Source organism: Bradyrhizobium sp. HKCCYLS3013, assembly GCF_051167615.1.
In the GTDB taxonomy this organism is placed as follows: Bacteria; Pseudomonadota; Alphaproteobacteria; order Rhizobiales; family Xanthobacteraceae; genus Bradyrhizobium.
Map to the genome: position 1 here is coordinate 169,506 of NZ_JBNPTK010000002.1, position 15,881 is coordinate 185,386.

A 15,881-nucleotide genomic window follows, 5' to 3' on the forward strand; every position below is an offset into this window, starting at 1 on the left:
GATGCCCGAGTTCAATTTCCTAATCCTCTACGTCGACAACCCGCCGAGCAGCGCGGCCTTCTATGCGGATCTGCTTGGCCGGCCCGTGATCGAACAATCGCCGACGTTCGCCATGCTGCCGCTGCGCGAGGGCGTCATGCTGGGCCTGTGGTCGCGGCACACGGTCGAGCCGCCAGCGGCCGGCGCAGCAGGCTTCGGCGAGGTCGCGTTCGCGGTCGGCGATGCCGGCGAGGTCCAAAGGCTGCACGACGACTGGAAGGCGCGCGGACTTTCGATCGCGCAGGCGCCGACGCGGATGGATTTCGGAACGACGTTCGTCGCGCTCGATCCGGATGGACATCGCCTGCGCGTGTTCGTTCCGCAGGATGCGGCCTAGCTCTTCCGCAGTGGCTGGCCTTTCGCGCCAGTCGGCCCTTCAGCCTAGTCCGCCTTGGCCGGCTCGGGCTCGCGGTGCGGCGATGGCTGCGCGGGTGCGTTGGCGAGGCGCGCGGCGTTGGCCATGTTGGCCAGCGCCGCGACTTTTTTCTGCTGGTCCGATCCCGGCTGCACCACGCCGCAGGACATGATCAGCGTCGCCGCGTCCTCGGCGCTCATGTCCACCTCGATGATCTTGCTCCGCGGCAGATAGAAGAAAAAGCCGGTGGTGGGGTTCGGCGCGCACGGCAAGAACACCGAGATCTGCTCGTCGTCACCGGGCAGCCGGCCCGAAATCTCCGCGCTCGGCGGCTGCGAGATCAGCACGATCGACCACATGCCGGGCGACGGAAACTCGACCAGGCCGACACGGCGCAGGCTCGAACCCTTGCCCGAGAACAGCGTCTCGAAAACCTGCTTGAGGCCGCGATAGATCGCCCGCACCGCCGGGATGCGGCCGAGCAGCCGCTCGCCGAGGTCGACCAGGGTGCGGCCGATGAGGTTGGCCGTCAGGAAGCCGAGCAGCGTCAGTCCGATCACGGCCACGATCAGGCCGGAGCCGGGCACGCCGAACGGCAGATAGGTTTCCGGACGATAGACCAGCGGCACGAACGGCCGGACCAGCCCGTCCACCCAGGTCACGAACCACCAGGTGATGTAGAGCGTGATGGCAACGGGTCCGGCGACGACGAGGCCGGTCAGGAAATAGTTGCGAAACCTGAACATCAGCCCATGGTGGGGCGTCTCGGCCGGAGCATCGGCCAAGGGATCGGTCTCAGGCGGCAGGTCGTCGCGGGAACTCATGCGAACTTCCGGGTCGGATCAAATCTCAGCTAGGGGTCTTAGCAGATTTTTGAAGGGCAAAGGCCCTCTTTCCGACACAGGCGCGCTTTGCCGCTGACCTGTGGCCCGGCAGTCGGGCCCCAAGTCAGCGCGCAAGGCGTCGATTTCGATCCCTGCGGCGGCGAGGAGCCACTCAAAAGGGCAAACCCGCCGCGCCTAGGCGCTACGCAGCGGCAGGGCCAGACCGACCGCCACGAAGATGCCGCCGCAGACCTGGTTGAAGCGCCGCCCGACCCGGGCGAGCCACGGACGAACCCGGGCTGCGGCGCTGGCAATGGCGTATTCGGTGACGAACTCCGTCACCGTATAGGTGACGGCCACGACGGCGAACTGCACCGCCAGGCTGCGATCGGGATCGATGAATTGTGGCAGCAGAGCGCTGAAGAACAGCAGGCATTTCGGGTTGGTGGCCGCGGTCAGGAAGCCCTGGCGGAACAGCGCCTGCGGGCGGGCCGCCAGGGTCTGGCCGGCCAGATCGACGCCCACCGGCGGCGCGAACCAGAGCTTGATCCCGAGCCAGGCGAGATAGAGTCCGCCGACCCACTTCAGGACCACGAGCCAGGTGATCGACGCTTGCACCAGCGCGCCGATGCCGAACATGCACAGCGCGATGACGAGGATGAAGCCGATCAGGCCGCCCGCGATCGTGAACAATGTCCTGCGACCGCCATGCAGCGCCCCGTGCGTCAAGGCGAGCAGGCCGTTGGGTCCGGGCGTCAGGGAGATTCCGATGCTCGTGAGCAGGAACAGCAGCCAAGTGTCGAGTGCCATCGGAATCCCTGTCAATCAGTTGCGCCACAGCACAGGCAAACTCGGCCGTCGTCCCGGCAGGTGGTTTGGGCCTCGCTGGAGCTGCCAGCCACGAAGTGAGGTGGTTATGGATCCCGGCGTTCGCCTGGATGACAGCGAATGTGCAGAGGCCGCGTCGCAACTCACGCCCAACTGGTTCTCAAGGCGACGCGAGAGCATCGCTTGGACGCGGCAAGCGGCGGCGTATCTACTCCACCGTGACCGACTTCGCCAAGTTGCGCGGCTGGTCGACGTCGGTGCCCATCACCACGGCGGTGTGATAGGCCAGCAGCTGCACCGGGATGGCGTAGACGATCGGCGTGAAGGTCGCGGCCATGTCCGGCATGGTGATCGTGACCAGCGAGTCCACCGTCGCCTCCTCGGCGCCCTTGGCATCGGTCATCAGGATGATGTTGCCACCGCGCGCGGCGACCTCCTGCATGTTCGACACGGTCTTTTCGAACACGCGGTCATACGGCGCGATGACAACGACCGGCATGGTCTCGTCGATCAGCGCGATCGGCCCATGCTTGAGCTCGCCGGCGGCGTAGCCCTCGGCATGGATGTAGGAGATCTCCTTCAGCTTCAGCGCGCCTTCCAGCGCCAGCGGATAGGAGGTGCCGCGGCCGAGATAGAGCACGTCCTTTGACTTGGCGATCTCGCGGGCGAGCTTCTCGATCTGCGGCTCGGTGGTCAGCGCCGCCGCGATCAGACGCGGCACCTCGACCAAGCCGTGGACCAGCTTGGTCTCGTCGGCCTCGGACAGCTCGCCGCGGCCGCGGCCGGCGGCGATGGCGAGCGCCGCCAGCACCATCAACTGGCAGGTGAAGGCCTTGGTCGAGGCGACGCCGATCTCGGGACCGGCCAGCGTCGGCATCACGATCTCGCTCTCGCGCGCGATCGTCGAGGTCGGCACGTTGACGACGGAGAGCGTATGCACGCCCTGCGATTTGGCGTAGCGCAGCGCGGCCAGGGTGTCGGCGGTCTCGCCGGACTGCGAGATGAAGATGGCGAGATCGCCCTTGCGAAGCGGCGCCTCGCGGTAGCGGAACTCGGAGGCGACGTCGAGCTCGACCGGCACCCGCGCGAAGCGCTCGAACCAGTATTTGGCGACGAATCCGGCGTAGCTCGCGGTGCCGCAGGCGGTGATCGAGATGCGCTGGATGTCCTTGAAGTCGAACGGCAGCCGCGCCGGCAGCATCACGCGCTCGGTGCCCATGTCGACGTAGCGCGCCAGGGTGTGGCCGACGACCTCCGGCTGCTCGTGGATCTCCTTGGCCATGAAGTGGCGATAATTGGCCTTATCGACCAGGAACGACGACGCGCCGGATTTCAGCACCTCGCGCTTCACCACCGCGCCCGAGGCGTCGTGAATGATGCCGGAATCGCGGGTGATCTCGACCCAGTCGCCGTCGTCGAGATAGCTGATCGTGTCGGTGAACGGCGCCAGCGCGATCGCGTCCGAGCCCAGGAACATCTCGCCGTCGCCATAGCCGAGCGCCAGCGGCGAGCCCTTGCGGGCGCCGATCAGGAGATTGCCGTGGCCCTTGAACAGGAAGGCCAGCGCGAAGGCGCCCTTCAACTGCGGCAGCGACGCAGCGACCGCCTGCTGCGGCGTGTGGCCCTTCAGCAGATAGGAATTGACCAGATGGACGACGGTCTCGGTGTCGGTCTCGGATGCGAACCTGGCGCCCTGCCTTTCGAGCTCGGCGCGTAGTTCGCGAAAATTCTCGATGATGCCGTTATGCACCACGGCAACATTGTCAGTTGCGTGCGGATGCGCGTTGCTCTCGGTCGGCTTGCCGTGGGTGGCCCAGCGGGTATGACCGATGCCGGCGTGCCCCTTCAGCGGCTGCTGCTCGAGCCGCTTCTCGAGGTTCTTCAGCTTGCCCTCGGCGCGTCGCCGGTCCAGATGATCGCCCTCGAGCGTGGCGACACCCGCGGAATCGTAGCCGCGATATTCGAGACGTTTCAGGGAATCGACGAGATGCTCGGCAACCGGCCCGCGTCCCAGGATCCCGATGATTCCGCACATCAGCGCTAGTCCCCAAATCGTCGAGAGAGATTCAAAAGCGTGGCATTGTCTTAACGAAAACCGCGCGCTTTCAGGATTCAATAATTATTGCGGATTGCGACAGGGTTAAGTGCAAGACTTCACGCGAGGCTTAACCACGCGGCAGGCCGGCAGCTCCGGTTCGACACGGAGGTCGGTTCGGAGCGGGCTTAACGTGCGGTCAACGCTTTCGCACAAGACTATCGCGTCGGAGATGACCCATGGCCTTTTACCGCCGCCCAACTGATCCAAAGGGAACCAGCTCGCTCAGCCTGTCACATCCGGCGTCCGGGAGCCATCTGGCGCACTGGCCGCCGCCGACGCTGAGTCACGAGCTGAAGCCGATGCCGATCAAGCATCAGAGCAAGAACGAGCCGGTCAAGCACGCCACCCGCCGCGGCTGGCGCCTGACGCGCGCGATGTTCGCCGAGTTCCAGGACGACGAAGAGTGAACAAGCGCGTGGCGCCTATAGAAAGACCCAAGCGGCGATCGCACCGATCAGGGCCCAAATGCCGAGCCCGGTCAGCAACATGATCTCCAAAGGGGGAGTTGTACCAAGCGTGCCGTAAACGACGCGGCCAGAAAACATGGCTAGCCGTACGATCGCAGTCAGAATCGCACCGACGAGATCGAACAGCAGTTGACCGAAATCCAAGCTGCCCTGCCCCGGCTCGCGCCTATTTTTTGTGGCGTTGCTTGGCATTCCGGAATCGCGCCGCGGCGCCTTCGCGCGTCGTCTGCGGACTGCGCTCCAGCGCCAGCGCATCGTCGGGCACATCGCGCGTGATCACCGAGCCCGAGCCGATATAGGCGCGCGCGCCGATGTTGATCGGCGCCACCAGCGAGGTGTTGGTGCCGATGAAGGCGCCCTCGCCGATGTTCGTCTTGTGCTTGTTGAAGCCGTCATAATTGCAGGTGATGGTGCCGGCGCCGATGTTGGTATTGGCGCCGACATGGGCGTCGCCAATATAGGACAGGTGATTGACCTTCACGCCCGGCTCCAGCACCGCAGCCTTGGCCTCGACGAAATTGCCGATCTTGGCGCCGTCGCCGAGCGACGTTCCGGGCCGCAGCCGCGCGAACGGCCCGAGCAGGCTGTTGCGGCCGAGCTTGGACTGCACGATGTGCGAAAATGAATGCACCACCGCGCCGTCGCCGATCGACACGCCGGGGCCGATCACGACGAACGGCTCGATGGTCACGTCCTTGCCGAACGTCGTATCCGCGGCGAGATAGACGGTCTCCGGCGCGATCAGCGTCACGCCCGCATCCATCGCCGCGCGGCGCAGCCGGGTCTGCATCACCGCCTCGGCCTCGGCGAGTTGCGCCTTGGTGTTGATGCCGCGCACCTCGTCCTCGGAGGTTTCGATCACGACCGCATCGAGCCCCTGCTCGCGCGCGATCGCCACCGCATCGACCAGATAGTACTCGCCCTTGCTGTTGGCATTGCCGATCCTGTCGAGGATCCCCAGCGCGCGACGGCCGTCCATCGCCATCACCCCGGCATTGCACAGCGTGATCGCCCGCTCCGCTTCGCTCGCATCGGCCTGCTCGCGGATCGCGACCAGCTTCGATCCGTCGAGCAGCAGGCGTCCATAGCCGGTCGGATCGGCGGCGCGGAAGCCGAGCACGGCGAGTGCCGCGCCTTCGGCGAGCGCCGCCCGCAGCCGCGCGAACGTCTCGGCCGTGATCAGCGGCGTGTCGCCGAACGCGACCAGCAGATCGTCGGCGCCGCGCGCGATCGCCTGCCGCGCCGCCAGCACCGCATGCGCCGTCCCCAGCCGGTCGCGCTGGACGAAGATATCCGCATCCGGGCGCAGGCGCCGGGCTTCCTTCTCGACCGCCTCGTGCCCCGGCCCCACCACCACCGCGACGCGGGCGCCATCCCCATGCGGCGCCGCCGCCAGGACGTGCGCCAGCAGTGATTCGCCGGCGACGGGATGCAACACCTTGGGCACGCTCGTGCGCATCCGGGTGCCCTCGCCTGCCGCAAGCACGATGGTCAGACTGGATCGAGCGGTCATGAAACACCTGGGATGAAGGGAGCGCATAGGTCGCGCTGTCATAATGCGTTTTCTGCGCGGGGCAAACCGCACCGGCTGAAGCCCCTGGTGGTTTTCCTGTTAATGTTCGCTTCGTGATTCGATTAAGGCAGGTTCATGGCTAAGGACTCCCGCAAATCCGCCGGCGCAAATGCAGCTGAGAAGACGGGCACGACTCTGTCTGGACTGTTTGCCGACGAGAACGAGTTCGATCGCCGCGCGCTGTGGCGGCTCTGCTGGTGGGGGGCTGGCGCCGTCGGCGCCGTCGGCCTGGCCGTTTTCACCAATCAGGCCGCACAGGGATGGCGGCAGGACCGTGTTTCTGCGGCCGACCTGTCGCGCCAGGCGCAACTGCTGCAGTCGCTGGCCCGTGAGACCCAGGGCGAGGCGCGCCAGCTCGGCGCGGCCATCGAGACGCTCAACACCGACCGGGACCGGCTGTACGCGCGCGTGACCGTGCTCGAGCAGGGATTGGACTCGGTGACCGGCGCGCTGGCCAAGCAGAGCGCCCAGGCGTCCCCGAATCCCGCCAGCAGGGCCGGGCCCGCGCCGCAGATCGCAGCCGTGGAATCCCTCGCCCCGGCTGCGGTTCCGTCGAGTTCCGTGGCGCCCAGCCCCCTGCCGGCATTCGCGAACGCGTCCCCGTTCATGCCGATTCCCAGCGGAGCGGCCGGACCCAATCCGGCTCAGCCGGTGGCTCCGTCGGCTGCCGCGAGCGCCGACAAGACGAAGCAGGAGCCGGCCTCGGGAGCTTCGTCGTCGCCTGTGTCTGCGGCCCCGTCCCCGACACCATCTGCCTCGCCCGCCCCTGCGGTCGCAGCAGCTGGTTCCAAGCCGCTGCCCGCTGGCGCACCGGACCCGGCCGGCAAGCCGGCCGAGACCGACAAGCTCGCAAGAGCTGAACCCGCCGAGGCCGCCGGCGCCAAGGGCAGTGACAGCAACGACGCCGCGGTCACGGCGGTCCAGAAGACCGAATTTGCCGTCGATCTCGGCGCGGCCAACTCGCTCGGCGGCTTGCGGGCGCTGTGGCGGGACCTCGTAAGAACCCATGCCGACCTCGCCTCGCTCAGGCCGATCGTCATTCTCAAGGAAGGCCGAGGCGGTCCGGGCATGCAGCTGCGGCTCGGCGCCGGTCCGTTGAGTGACGCGGCGACGGCGGCGAAGATCTGCGCGGTGCTCGCCGAGAGCCAGCGCGCCTGCGAGACCACCGTCTATGACGGCCAGCGCCTCGCGGTCCGCGAGGAGCCGGAGGCGGCCAAGCCGGGCGCTCCCGCTGCCGCCGCCCCGAAGCCGGTGCAGCGCCGGCGCACCTATCAGCCGCAGGCCCAGCAGCAGCGCCACGGCAAGCGCGAGGAGCCGCCGCCCACGGCAGCCGCGCCGTCGCCGCCGCCGGCCGAGGCGCCCAAGCCCGAGCAGCCGTCGGCGCTGTCGTCGTTCTTCCGCCGCTCCTGAGTCTCAAATCAGCGAGCGGTCAAAGCCGGTTGGGACGGATTGTGAAAGCAGTCCGCGAACCGGCTTTGCGGCTTGTCCGCACGTCCTTTCCGCAGCATAGTCCGGCGCATGAAAAAGACCCCGTTCCGCCTCTCGCCCTATCAGGTGCAATGGCTCCTGATCGTCGGCTTCGTCACCGTCGGCTATGCCCTCTATCTGCGCTATCTGGCGATCGAGCTGTCGAGCGTCGCGCTCGCCTGCGACGCCGGCCTGCAGACGCTGGCCTGCAAGAGCCGGGCGGTGGCGACCCCGCTGTTCAAGAATTCTGTGTTCGGCGCCACCGCGCTGGTGATCGCGGTGCTGCACGTGATGCGGCCGTCGATCGTGCTCTTGACCGGCGGGCTGATCGCCGCCGGCCTCGGCATCGTGCTCTACAACATCGTGCTGTCGGGGCTGGCGATCGGCCTGCTCATCCTCGGCTTTGCGCGGCCCGCGCCCGCCACAGCGTGAACGCCAGCAGCAGATACATCGCGCAGGTCCACATCGCCTGCCAGTTGTCGCGGCCCTCGTTGTAGATCACGTAGACCGAGGAGATCGCCAGCAGTCCGGCGAAGCATGCCTCGGCGATCGGCCGCGGGCCCTGCGTCGGACGGTTGCCGAGCAGCATCGCGAATGGCACCACCGCCATGGTCAGGCTGGCGAACGGGAAATCGCGGTAGCGCGGGTCGAACACGAAGCCGAGCGCCGTCTCGGCCGCGATCAGCACGGTCACGACCAGGACCAGGGCCAGCAGGTAGGTGATCTTCAGCTGCTTGCGGCCGTCATTCGGTCCGAGCAGGTCGAGGAAGGTCGGCAGCGGCCGCCCGGCCATAGCTGCATTGGCGGCCAGGATCGGCGCCAGCACCCCGGCGGCGAGCAGCGCGCCCCATTGCAGCCAGCCGCCGACACCGAGGCTCTCGTAGAACATCTTGTCGGCGGCCATGCCGAACAGCACGCCGGCCGTGGTCGCGGAAATGCCGACGCCGATCCAGGCCGAGATATGCGGCGGCCAGGGCCGGCGCCGCACCGTCAGCCAGCCGGCGAGGAACACCGCGAAGGACAGGATCATGCCGCCGCCCATCTGCAGCTTCCACAGCGGATAGTTGCTGACGGGCTGGCCCGGCGGATATTTCAGCGCGCGCGTGTCGTCGCTGATCAGGCCCCAATAGCCGCCGACGGTGCCTTCGAGCTTGCGCTTCCAAGGCTGGTCATAGGCCTCGATCAGGTTGACGCGGAAATTCTCGCGCTTGGCGAGCGAGAGGATCTCCGACACCACGCGGGCCTGGTTGGCGCGCGACGGCAGCGCGCCCTCGCGCATGCGCCCCTCGCTCGGCCAGCCGGTCTCGCCGATCAGGATCTCCTTGCCCGGAAAGGCGACGCCGACCTGCTGGCGGATGGAGTCGACATGGGAGGCGGCGAATTTCGCGCGCACCGGGATGTCCTCCCAATACGGGAGGATATGAACCGTGACGAAGTCGACGATGTCGTAGAGCTCGCGGTTGCGCAGCCAGAACTCCCAGACGTCGGCATAGGTCACAGGAACCGTGACCTGCGCCTTGACGCTGCGGATGGTGGCGGCGAGGTCGGCGGTCGTCATCTCGCCGCGCAGCAGCACCTCGTTGCCGACCACGACCGCCGTGATGACGCCGGGATAGCGCTTGATCAGGTCGACCGCGATGCCGATCTGCTGCTGGTTCTTCAGCTTGTTTGAGCCGAGCCAGATGCCCTGGATCACCTTGATGCCGACCCGGGCGGCGATTCCCGGCACCTGGTCGAGGCCGTTCTCGATCGAATAGGTGCGCACGCATTCGGAGATCTTGGCGAGCTGCACCAGGTCCTGCTCGATCTGCTCGGCGTCGATATGCGTGGTCGGATCGAGCGGGCTCTGCTGGCCGCGGAACGGCGCATAGGATACGCACTGCAGCTTCGAGGCCGGCTCGATCGGCGCGCGCGCGAGCGTGATCGGCTTGGCCAGCCACCACCACGCGGCGGCGATGACACCCAAGGATATGAGCAGAAGCGCCAGCGGCGTAGGGAGGGATTTCAGTTCCGTTCTCCAGGCAGGGTGGTGTCGATTACCCGGTCGGCGGCGATCTGCCAAGTAGGCGATCGGGCCCGACGGCGCACCGGGCGTACCCGCTCCAAATCACCCTTTTACGATGACGCGAGAAAGTTGGTACGTTGCTGGACAAAATCCGAGATTCCGGTCATTGGGAATCCCGGTTGACCCCGGCCGTCGCAACCCAGGTTCTGGACCCCTGCGCAAGCGCCCGTTAGGAACGCTCTGCGACAGTCGGAATCAATCTCCCGCCGCAATCGGGGCTGATTTGATCGGCATCAACACTGCGTCCGTCAGGGGACGGCACGAAGGCAACATTTCGGGGAATTTATGGGTCGACGCGTGCTCCACTCCAAGTTTTCGGTTTCGCGCCTGTCGGCGGCTCTGGGCCTCGTGCTCCTCATCGGCGCCCCCGGCGCGCTCGCCCAGAGCGGCAGCGACCATCCCCAGGACCAAAAGCCGCAGGCGGCCAATCCGGCCGACGTGTCGAAGGAGAACCAGCGCAAGGCCGACGAATTCACCGAGGCGTCCCAGGCGCTCTCTGGCGGCCCGGCCGGCAATCCCGAATGCGTCTGGCTCGGCCGCCGCGTCGTCCAGCTGATGTACAATGACGACCTCGATACCGCCTTCCGCCACCTCGATCTCTATGACCGCTTCGGCTGCCCCGGCGGCCACGTCCAGGCGGCCTTCCGCTGCCTGACGCGTTTCATCCCGCAGATCGATCCGAAGGTACCGAACTCGCTGAACAACCACGTCCATGGCTGCTGGATCAATCCGGACGCCAAGCCGCAGGTGGCTGCGGCGCCTGCGCCGGGCCCGGCAGCGACACCGGCCGCGCCGGCTTCGCCGGCGCCGGCGCAGCAGCCCGCCCCCCCGGCCTCGCCGGCGCCCGCGCAGCCTCCGGCAAAGTGACCGGCGCCTGAAGGCGGCAGGACGCACGATTCCGTCGACCGGGCGCCATGCGCGGCGTGCGGCATGACAGCGCTCCGATCGCGTGGCAGGATACGGCCGAGATATGATCGAGGTCGTCGACGCGCGCCTGAGCCTCGCCCCGGTTCAGGCAGCGTTCAGCAGGATTGGGCTCTGTTGGAATGACATATTGGGATGACGTATGACGTCGCGGCCTTCGGCTGTGACGGCGTGAGACTGATCGCCTTCGCCGTTCGCCGTCGAACGCACGCGTGAACACGATCCCGGTAGCATCGCATACCCGAGATGGAACGGCGATCGACCGCTCCGCTTCACCGCTGACTTGATCCTAGGAATGGTTGCCCCTCCCATGCGTGCCGTCGTCGCCGTCCTGCTCCTCGTCACCGCCGTGCACGCCGCCCTCTGGGGACTGCTGCAGGACAAGCAGGAGGCCCCCAACTTCACCGGCCTGCTGCAGAGCGTCTCCTACGATCCCCATGAAGGAACCGGAGCCCCCGGCGCCAACACCGTGGCCTCGCCGGAGCGCATCCGCGCCGACATGAAGAAGCTCGCCACGATCACGCGCGCGATCCGGCTCTACTCCTCGACCGGCGGCCTCGAGATCGTGCCGCCGCTGGCCGCGGAGGCGGGGTTGAAGGTGATGCTCGGCGCCTGGATCGACAAGGATCCGGACCGCAACGAGCGCGAGATCCAGTCGGCCATCACCCTCGCCCGCCGCAACAGCAACGTCATCGGCATCGTGGTCGGCAACGAGACCATCCTCACGGCGACGCAGAAGGTCGACGAGCTGATCGAGAAGATCAAGCGCGTGAAGAAGTCGGTCAACGTCCCCGTCACCACCGGCGACGTCTGGAACACCTGGCGCGACAACCCCGAGCTCGCCGCCAATGTCGACTTCATCGCCGCGCACGTCCTGCCCTATTGGGAGTTCTTCACCGACGACCAGGCCGTCGACCAGGCGGTGGATCGCTATCAGCTCCTGAAGAAGCAGTTCACCGGCAAGCGCATCATGATCGCCGAGTTCGGCTGGCCGAGCCAGGGCTACAGCCGCAGCGGCGACGGCCGCGGCCCCGCCGTGCCGGGCCCGCTCCGGCAGGCCAAGGTGTTGCGCAATTTCCTCGCCCAGGCCGCCTCGATCGGCATGGAGTACAACATCGTCGAGGCGATCGATCAGCCCTGGAAATATTTCGAGGGCGGCGTCGGCCCGTATTGGGGCGTGCTGAACGCCTCGCGCGAGGCGAAATTCGCCTGGACCGGCCCGATCGTGAATCCCGACTATTGGAAGCTCGCGACCATCGCGCTGCTGGTCGGCGTGCTCCTGTCCTTGCCGATCGTGCGGCTGCGCCAGCCGACCGTGCTGCAGGCGATGATGCTCGCCATCACGGCGCACGGCGTCGGCGCCTGGGTCTCCACCGTCTTCGCCTATTGGAACGTGCACTATTTCGTCTGGGGCTCGACCTTCGCGCTGACCTTGGGCCTGATCCTGCTGGTTCCCCTGATCCTGATCGCGATGGCCCGCATCGAGGAGATCGCCGCGATCGCCTTCGGCCGCGAGCCGCGCCGTCTCCTGACCCGCGACAAGGTCGCGCGCGACCGCGCCGCCATGCCCCAAGGCTATTGCCCGAAGGTCTCGATCCACGTGCCGGCCTATTTCGAGCCGGTCGAGATGATGAAGCAGACCTTGGATGCGCTGGCGCGGCTCGACTACCCGAACTACGAGGTCGTCTGCATCATCAACAACACGCCCGATCCGGCGTTCTGGCAGCCGATCCAGGATCACTGCCGCATGCTCGGCGAGCGTTTCAAGTTCATCAATGCCGAGAAGGTCAAGGGCTTCAAGGCCGGCGCCTTGCGCATCGCGATGGAGCGCACCGCCGTCGATGCCGAGATCATCGGCATCATCGACGCCGACTACGTCGTGACGCCGGACTGGCTCTCCGACCTCGTGCCGGCCTTCGCCGACCCCACCGTCGGCCTGGTGCAGGCGCCGCAGGAGCATCGCGACGAAGACCTGTCGCTGATGCACTACATCATGAACGGCGAATATGCCGGCTTCTTCGACATCGGCATGGTCCAGCGCAACGAGGAGAACGCGATCATCGTGCACGGCACGATGTGCCTGATCCGGCGCGCGGCGATGGACATGGCCGGGGGGTGGTCGAGCGACACGATCTGCGAGGACACCGATCTCGGCCTCGCCATCCAGGAGCTCGGCTGGCAGACCCACTACACCGCCACCCGCTACGGCTCGGGCCTGCTGCCCGACACCTACGAGGCGTTCAAGAAGCAGCGCCATCGCTGGGCCTATGGCGGCTTCCAGATCGTCAAGAAGCACTGGCAGCGCTTCCTGCCCGGCAGGAGCCGGCTGACGGCGGACCAGAAGCGCGAGTTCTCGCTCGGCTGGCTCAACTGGCTGGGCGCCGAGAGCCTCGGCGTCGTCGTCGCGATCCTCAACCTGATCTGGACGCCGATCGTGGCCTTCGCCGGCATCGCCATCCCCGACAAGATCCTGACCATCCCGATCCTCGCCGCCTTCGTGGTCTCGCTCGCCCACTTCCTGATCCTCTACCGGCTGCGGGTGGCGGTGAAGCCGTGGCAGATGCTGGGCGCGATGATCGCCGCGATGAGCGTGCAATGGACGGTCAGCCGCGCCGTGGCGCAGGGCCTGATCACCGAGCACCTGGCGTTCGCCCGCACGTCCAAGGGCGGTCTCTCCAGGATGTCGATCGAGTTCCAGGCATTCTGGGAGGCCGTGATCGGCGCTCTGCTCCTGATCGGCGCCACCATCCTGATCGTGACCAACACGTTGCAGATCACCGAGCTCTACATCTTCGCCGCCGTCCTGATCCTGGAGAGCCTGCCGTTCCTGTCCGCGGTCGCGATCGCGCTGCTGGAGATGTCCCGCATCAACTCCTTCGAGTTCTGGCGCCACGCCACCGTCCGCACCGCCGAGCTGATCGGCCTGCGCCCGGTCTGGGTGCCGGAGCTGGCGGGTCCGGGCATGCAGCCGGCGCCGCTGAGCGCGGCGGCGACGAAGGTGGCGGAGAAGGTGTAGGTCCGAGACCGGCGGGCGCGCGGACGTCGCTTTTTACCCGGCTGCTCCCCCCACACACCGTCATGGCCGGGCATGTCCCGGCCATCCACGTCGGAATGGCAGCGCAAGACGCCAAACGTGGATGCCCGGGACAAGCCCGGGCATGACGTGCCTCAAATTGCGTTCGGTCGGGCCGCTGACGCGTCCGCCATGATCCCACCCCGCTGTGGTTTGCCCCTTCCGCCCTATTGACCCGACCGCACCCACCCCCTACACAGCGCCCGACGACAGGATGCGGCTCAAGGCCGGGGTTTCACCGCCCCGTTCCCGTGGCTCGCAGTGAACCACAGCCACGCCGCAAGCGTTCTGATGGTCACCTGCCGACGATCCGGACAGTGACGGTCCAGCCGTCACACCGCTTCCTTGGGAGCGAGCGCGTAGCTCAGCCGGTAGAGCACGTGACTTTTAATCATGGGGTCCCGGGTTCGAGTCCCGGCGCGCTCACCAAATCCCCAAAAATTTCAATGACTCATCGTTCCGGGCCGAATTGCCGTTTGGCCTCGGTGTGGATTTGTCCTCAATTTGTCCTCAACGCTATCATGGCGCTTTAGGACGCTTGGCGATGGTCCCCATGCTGGGCGCTGTTATCGAACCCAAGCTTCTCTAGCTGGCTGCTCATCTGTGCCAAGTCTCACAAGCTAGCTTTGAGTCTGTCGCTCCTGCGCCTCTCAGCCGGAGCCGTTCTTGCAGCTCTGCTGTGATTTGACGTTCGCCAATGATCTCATTGGCCGCGCCACGGTAGTCGACGGCGATACGATCGAAATCCACGGCAAGCGCATCAGGCTATGGGGCGTCGACGCGCCAGAGAGCGATCAGCTCCGCCGCAACAGCGACAGCGATCTATATCCCTGCGGCCGACAGGCTGCCGCCTCATTGGCCGCGCGGTTCTACGCCATACCCCGCCCCGTCACCTGCTCGCCTCGCGGCCAAGACCAGTACGGCTGCACGGTTGCGGTCTGCCTGCTCGGCGTCGCCGGTCCGGACCTTGGCCAATGGCTCGTCGCCAACGGCCATGCGCTGGACTGGCCCAAGTACTCGCAGGGCCGATACGAGGAGGCACAACGCGGCGCGGAGAAGGCTGGCCGGGGCTTGGTCGGGCAGCTTCGTTGAGCCATGGCGATACCGGGACTGCATCCATGCCCGAAGGCCGCCCCACCGCTTGCTCCGACGATCCCAAGGAATAATGAAACAAGGGGATTAGGCTGATACTGCAGTTGCACTGCCTTGTCGCGTTCGGTTCCCCATGAGGGCACGGGCTGTCGGCGGCTAACGGCCCTAGTGTCATACTCGCTGGGCAGCAGGACGTGCCAACCGGCAAAAGCGCGGCTTCGGCAGCCCCTCCGGCGCAATGCTACATCCCGATGCGCGCCATGAACGCATCTGGCTCAATTCATATCGAAGATGGTCCCTTCCTTGGCCCAAATAGCCCTCCGCTTCTCGGGAGAAAAACTTACGTTCGGCAGCTCTTGTTCGCTCTGGGCGGCGGCTGGCCATTCGAAATCGGCTATTTCTATTGAGGTGCGCAAATATGGTTCGGAAGGACTGGCGCCGTAAATGTTGACGCACACGCCAACAGAGCGGGAAGGTTCGCCATGGGAGTTTTTGGGCGCGGCAGTCACGATCTGGCCGCTTTCATTTACATGCTTACTCCCCCATAGCCCCTGGGGATCCACTTTCAGGTCAACTAATTTGGCAACCGAATCCTTTTCCTTCAGCACAAACGAGTCCACAGAGTACGCCAGCGAACCAAATGGGCGGCTACAAGGTTTGTGATGCGCACCTGGTCCTTCAGGAATATCGTCGATTTCCAAGTACATTGAGGAGATAAGTATCGGCCGTGTACCAGTATTCATGAATGCAACATCCAGGCGACCGTCGACCAACAGGCTTCCGTTGCTGGCCCTGGTTATTAGCGGTATTCTACCGCCTAGATAGATGCGCAATTCCTCTTTCTGACGGACAACATTGTAGTAGGCCGTCAACGCAGACAGCGCTAACGCGCTTGCGGAAATCAGAAACAACAACCATTCCCTAACCTTTATTCGTTCTCGCGGCGGTTTCGAGACCTCTACTCCACGCATTCGTCTCCTAAATATCTCTAGTTTATCGTTCACCGTCCGTCTCACCCCGTTTGTATAGTGCACGCCAACGGCGCGGCGCGGCGCTCGCAATGCAACTTTGGATGG

The 15,881-nt window shown here is 66.0% G+C and carries 14 protein-coding genes and 1 tRNA gene; 8 read left to right on the plus strand and 7 right to left on the minus strand.

What is annotated here, in order from left to right; genetic code table 11:
- The first annotated feature begins 1 nt into the window (after position 1).
- On the plus strand, positions 2–376 hold the full coding sequence (locus ACQR1F_RS04830; RefSeq protein WP_315800031.1) for a VOC family protein: 375 nt from the start codon (positions 2–4) through the stop codon (positions 374–376).
- Between the two features lie 44 nt (positions 377–420).
- Here the strand turns inward: ACQR1F_RS04830 and ACQR1F_RS04835 are convergent, their stop codons facing one another.
- The 3 genes from ACQR1F_RS04835 to glmS all read right to left on the minus strand — a co-directional run bounded on the left by ACQR1F_RS04835 (position 421) and on the right by glmS (position 4,081).
- A complete protein-coding gene (locus tag ACQR1F_RS04835) occupies positions 421–1,218 on the minus strand; it encodes a DUF502 domain-containing protein (protein ID WP_316236516.1) in 798 nt (265 codons plus the stop codon).
- Positions 1,219–1,413: 195 nt separating this feature from the next.
- Positions 1,414–2,028, minus strand: a complete 615-nt coding sequence (locus ACQR1F_RS04840; RefSeq protein WP_434848005.1) for a LysE family translocator — start codon at positions 2,026–2,028, stop codon at positions 1,414–1,416.
- Positions 2,029–2,254: 226 nt separating this feature from the next.
- Positions 2,255–4,081, minus strand: coding sequence for a glutamine--fructose-6-phosphate transaminase (isomerizing) (glmS, locus tag ACQR1F_RS04845; RefSeq protein ID WP_315800033.1), 1,827 nt, complete (start codon positions 4,079–4,081; stop codon positions 2,255–2,257).
- A gap of 239 nt (positions 4,082–4,320) precedes the next feature.
- Here glmS and ACQR1F_RS04850 point away from each other — a divergent pair, with 239 nt between their 5' ends.
- Positions 4,321–4,551, plus strand: a complete 231-nt coding sequence (locus ACQR1F_RS04850) for a hypothetical protein (protein ID WP_315800034.1) — start codon at positions 4,321–4,323, stop codon at positions 4,549–4,551.
- 15 nt (positions 4,552–4,566) lie between these two features.
- On the opposite strand, the gene ACQR1F_RS04855 is transcribed toward ACQR1F_RS04850, so the two are convergent.
- Both ACQR1F_RS04855 and glmU read right to left on the minus strand, forming a co-directional pair.
- Positions 4,567–4,803 carry a hypothetical protein gene (locus ACQR1F_RS04855; protein WP_315800035.1) on the minus strand — a complete coding sequence of 79 codons (237 nt, stop codon included), beginning with the start codon at positions 4,801–4,803 and terminating at the stop codon, positions 4,567–4,569.
- Complete coding sequence (glmU, locus tag ACQR1F_RS04860; RefSeq protein WP_315800036.1) at positions 4,778–6,124, minus strand: bifunctional UDP-N-acetylglucosamine diphosphorylase/glucosamine-1-phosphate N-acetyltransferase GlmU; 1,347 nt, start codon at positions 6,122–6,124, stop codon at positions 4,778–4,780. The genes ACQR1F_RS04855 and glmU overlap by 26 nt, the downstream gene beginning before the upstream one ends.
- A gap of 135 nt (positions 6,125–6,259) precedes the next feature.
- Here glmU and ACQR1F_RS04865 point away from each other — a divergent pair, with 135 nt between their 5' ends.
- Entirely contained in the window at positions 6,260–7,594 is a 1,335-nt protein-coding gene (locus tag ACQR1F_RS04865; RefSeq protein ID WP_434912612.1) for a hypothetical protein, read from the plus strand.
- A gap of 108 nt (positions 7,595–7,702) precedes the next feature.
- On the plus strand, positions 7,703–8,083 hold the full coding sequence (locus ACQR1F_RS04870; RefSeq protein WP_315800038.1) for a hypothetical protein: 381 nt from the start codon (positions 7,703–7,705) through the stop codon (positions 8,081–8,083).
- On the opposite strand, the gene ACQR1F_RS04875 is transcribed toward ACQR1F_RS04870, so the two are convergent.
- Positions 8,043–9,623 carry a beta-(1-6) glucans synthase gene (locus ACQR1F_RS04875; RefSeq protein ID WP_434912717.1) on the minus strand — a complete coding sequence of 527 codons (1,581 nt, stop codon included), beginning with the start codon at positions 9,621–9,623 and terminating at the stop codon, positions 8,043–8,045. The genes ACQR1F_RS04870 and ACQR1F_RS04875 overlap by 41 nt on opposite strands.
- 378 nt (positions 9,624–10,001) lie before the next feature.
- Here ACQR1F_RS04875 and ACQR1F_RS04880 point away from each other — a divergent pair, with 378 nt between their 5' ends.
- The 4 genes from ACQR1F_RS04880 (at position 10,002) to ACQR1F_RS04895 (ending at position 14,805) form a co-directional block, all read left to right on the plus strand.
- The gene (locus tag ACQR1F_RS04880) at positions 10,002–10,583 is read left to right on the plus strand and encodes a beta-1-3, beta-1-6-glucan biosynthesis protein (protein ID WP_434912613.1); all 582 of its coding nucleotides are present in this window, start codon (positions 10,002–10,004) and stop codon (positions 10,581–10,583) included.
- 367 nt (positions 10,584–10,950) lie between these two features.
- Positions 10,951–13,656, plus strand: coding sequence for a glycosyltransferase (locus tag ACQR1F_RS04885; protein WP_434912614.1), 2,706 nt, complete (start codon positions 10,951–10,953; stop codon positions 13,654–13,656).
- A 410-nt stretch (positions 13,657–14,066) separates the two neighbouring features.
- Positions 14,067–14,142: transfer RNA gene (locus tag ACQR1F_RS04890), tRNA-Lys, on the plus strand.
- A 255-nt stretch (positions 14,143–14,397) separates the two neighbouring features.
- The gene (locus ACQR1F_RS04895; protein WP_434912615.1) at positions 14,398–14,805 is read left to right on the plus strand and encodes a thermonuclease family protein; all 408 of its coding nucleotides are present in this window, start codon (positions 14,398–14,400) and stop codon (positions 14,803–14,805) included.
- Positions 14,806–15,080: 275 nt separating this feature from the next.
- Here ACQR1F_RS04895 and ACQR1F_RS04900 read toward each other — a convergent pair whose 3' ends face one another.
- Entirely contained in the window at positions 15,081–15,716 is a 636-nt protein-coding gene (locus ACQR1F_RS04900; protein WP_434912616.1) for a hypothetical protein, read from the minus strand.
- Positions 15,717–15,881 lie beyond the last annotated feature (165 nt).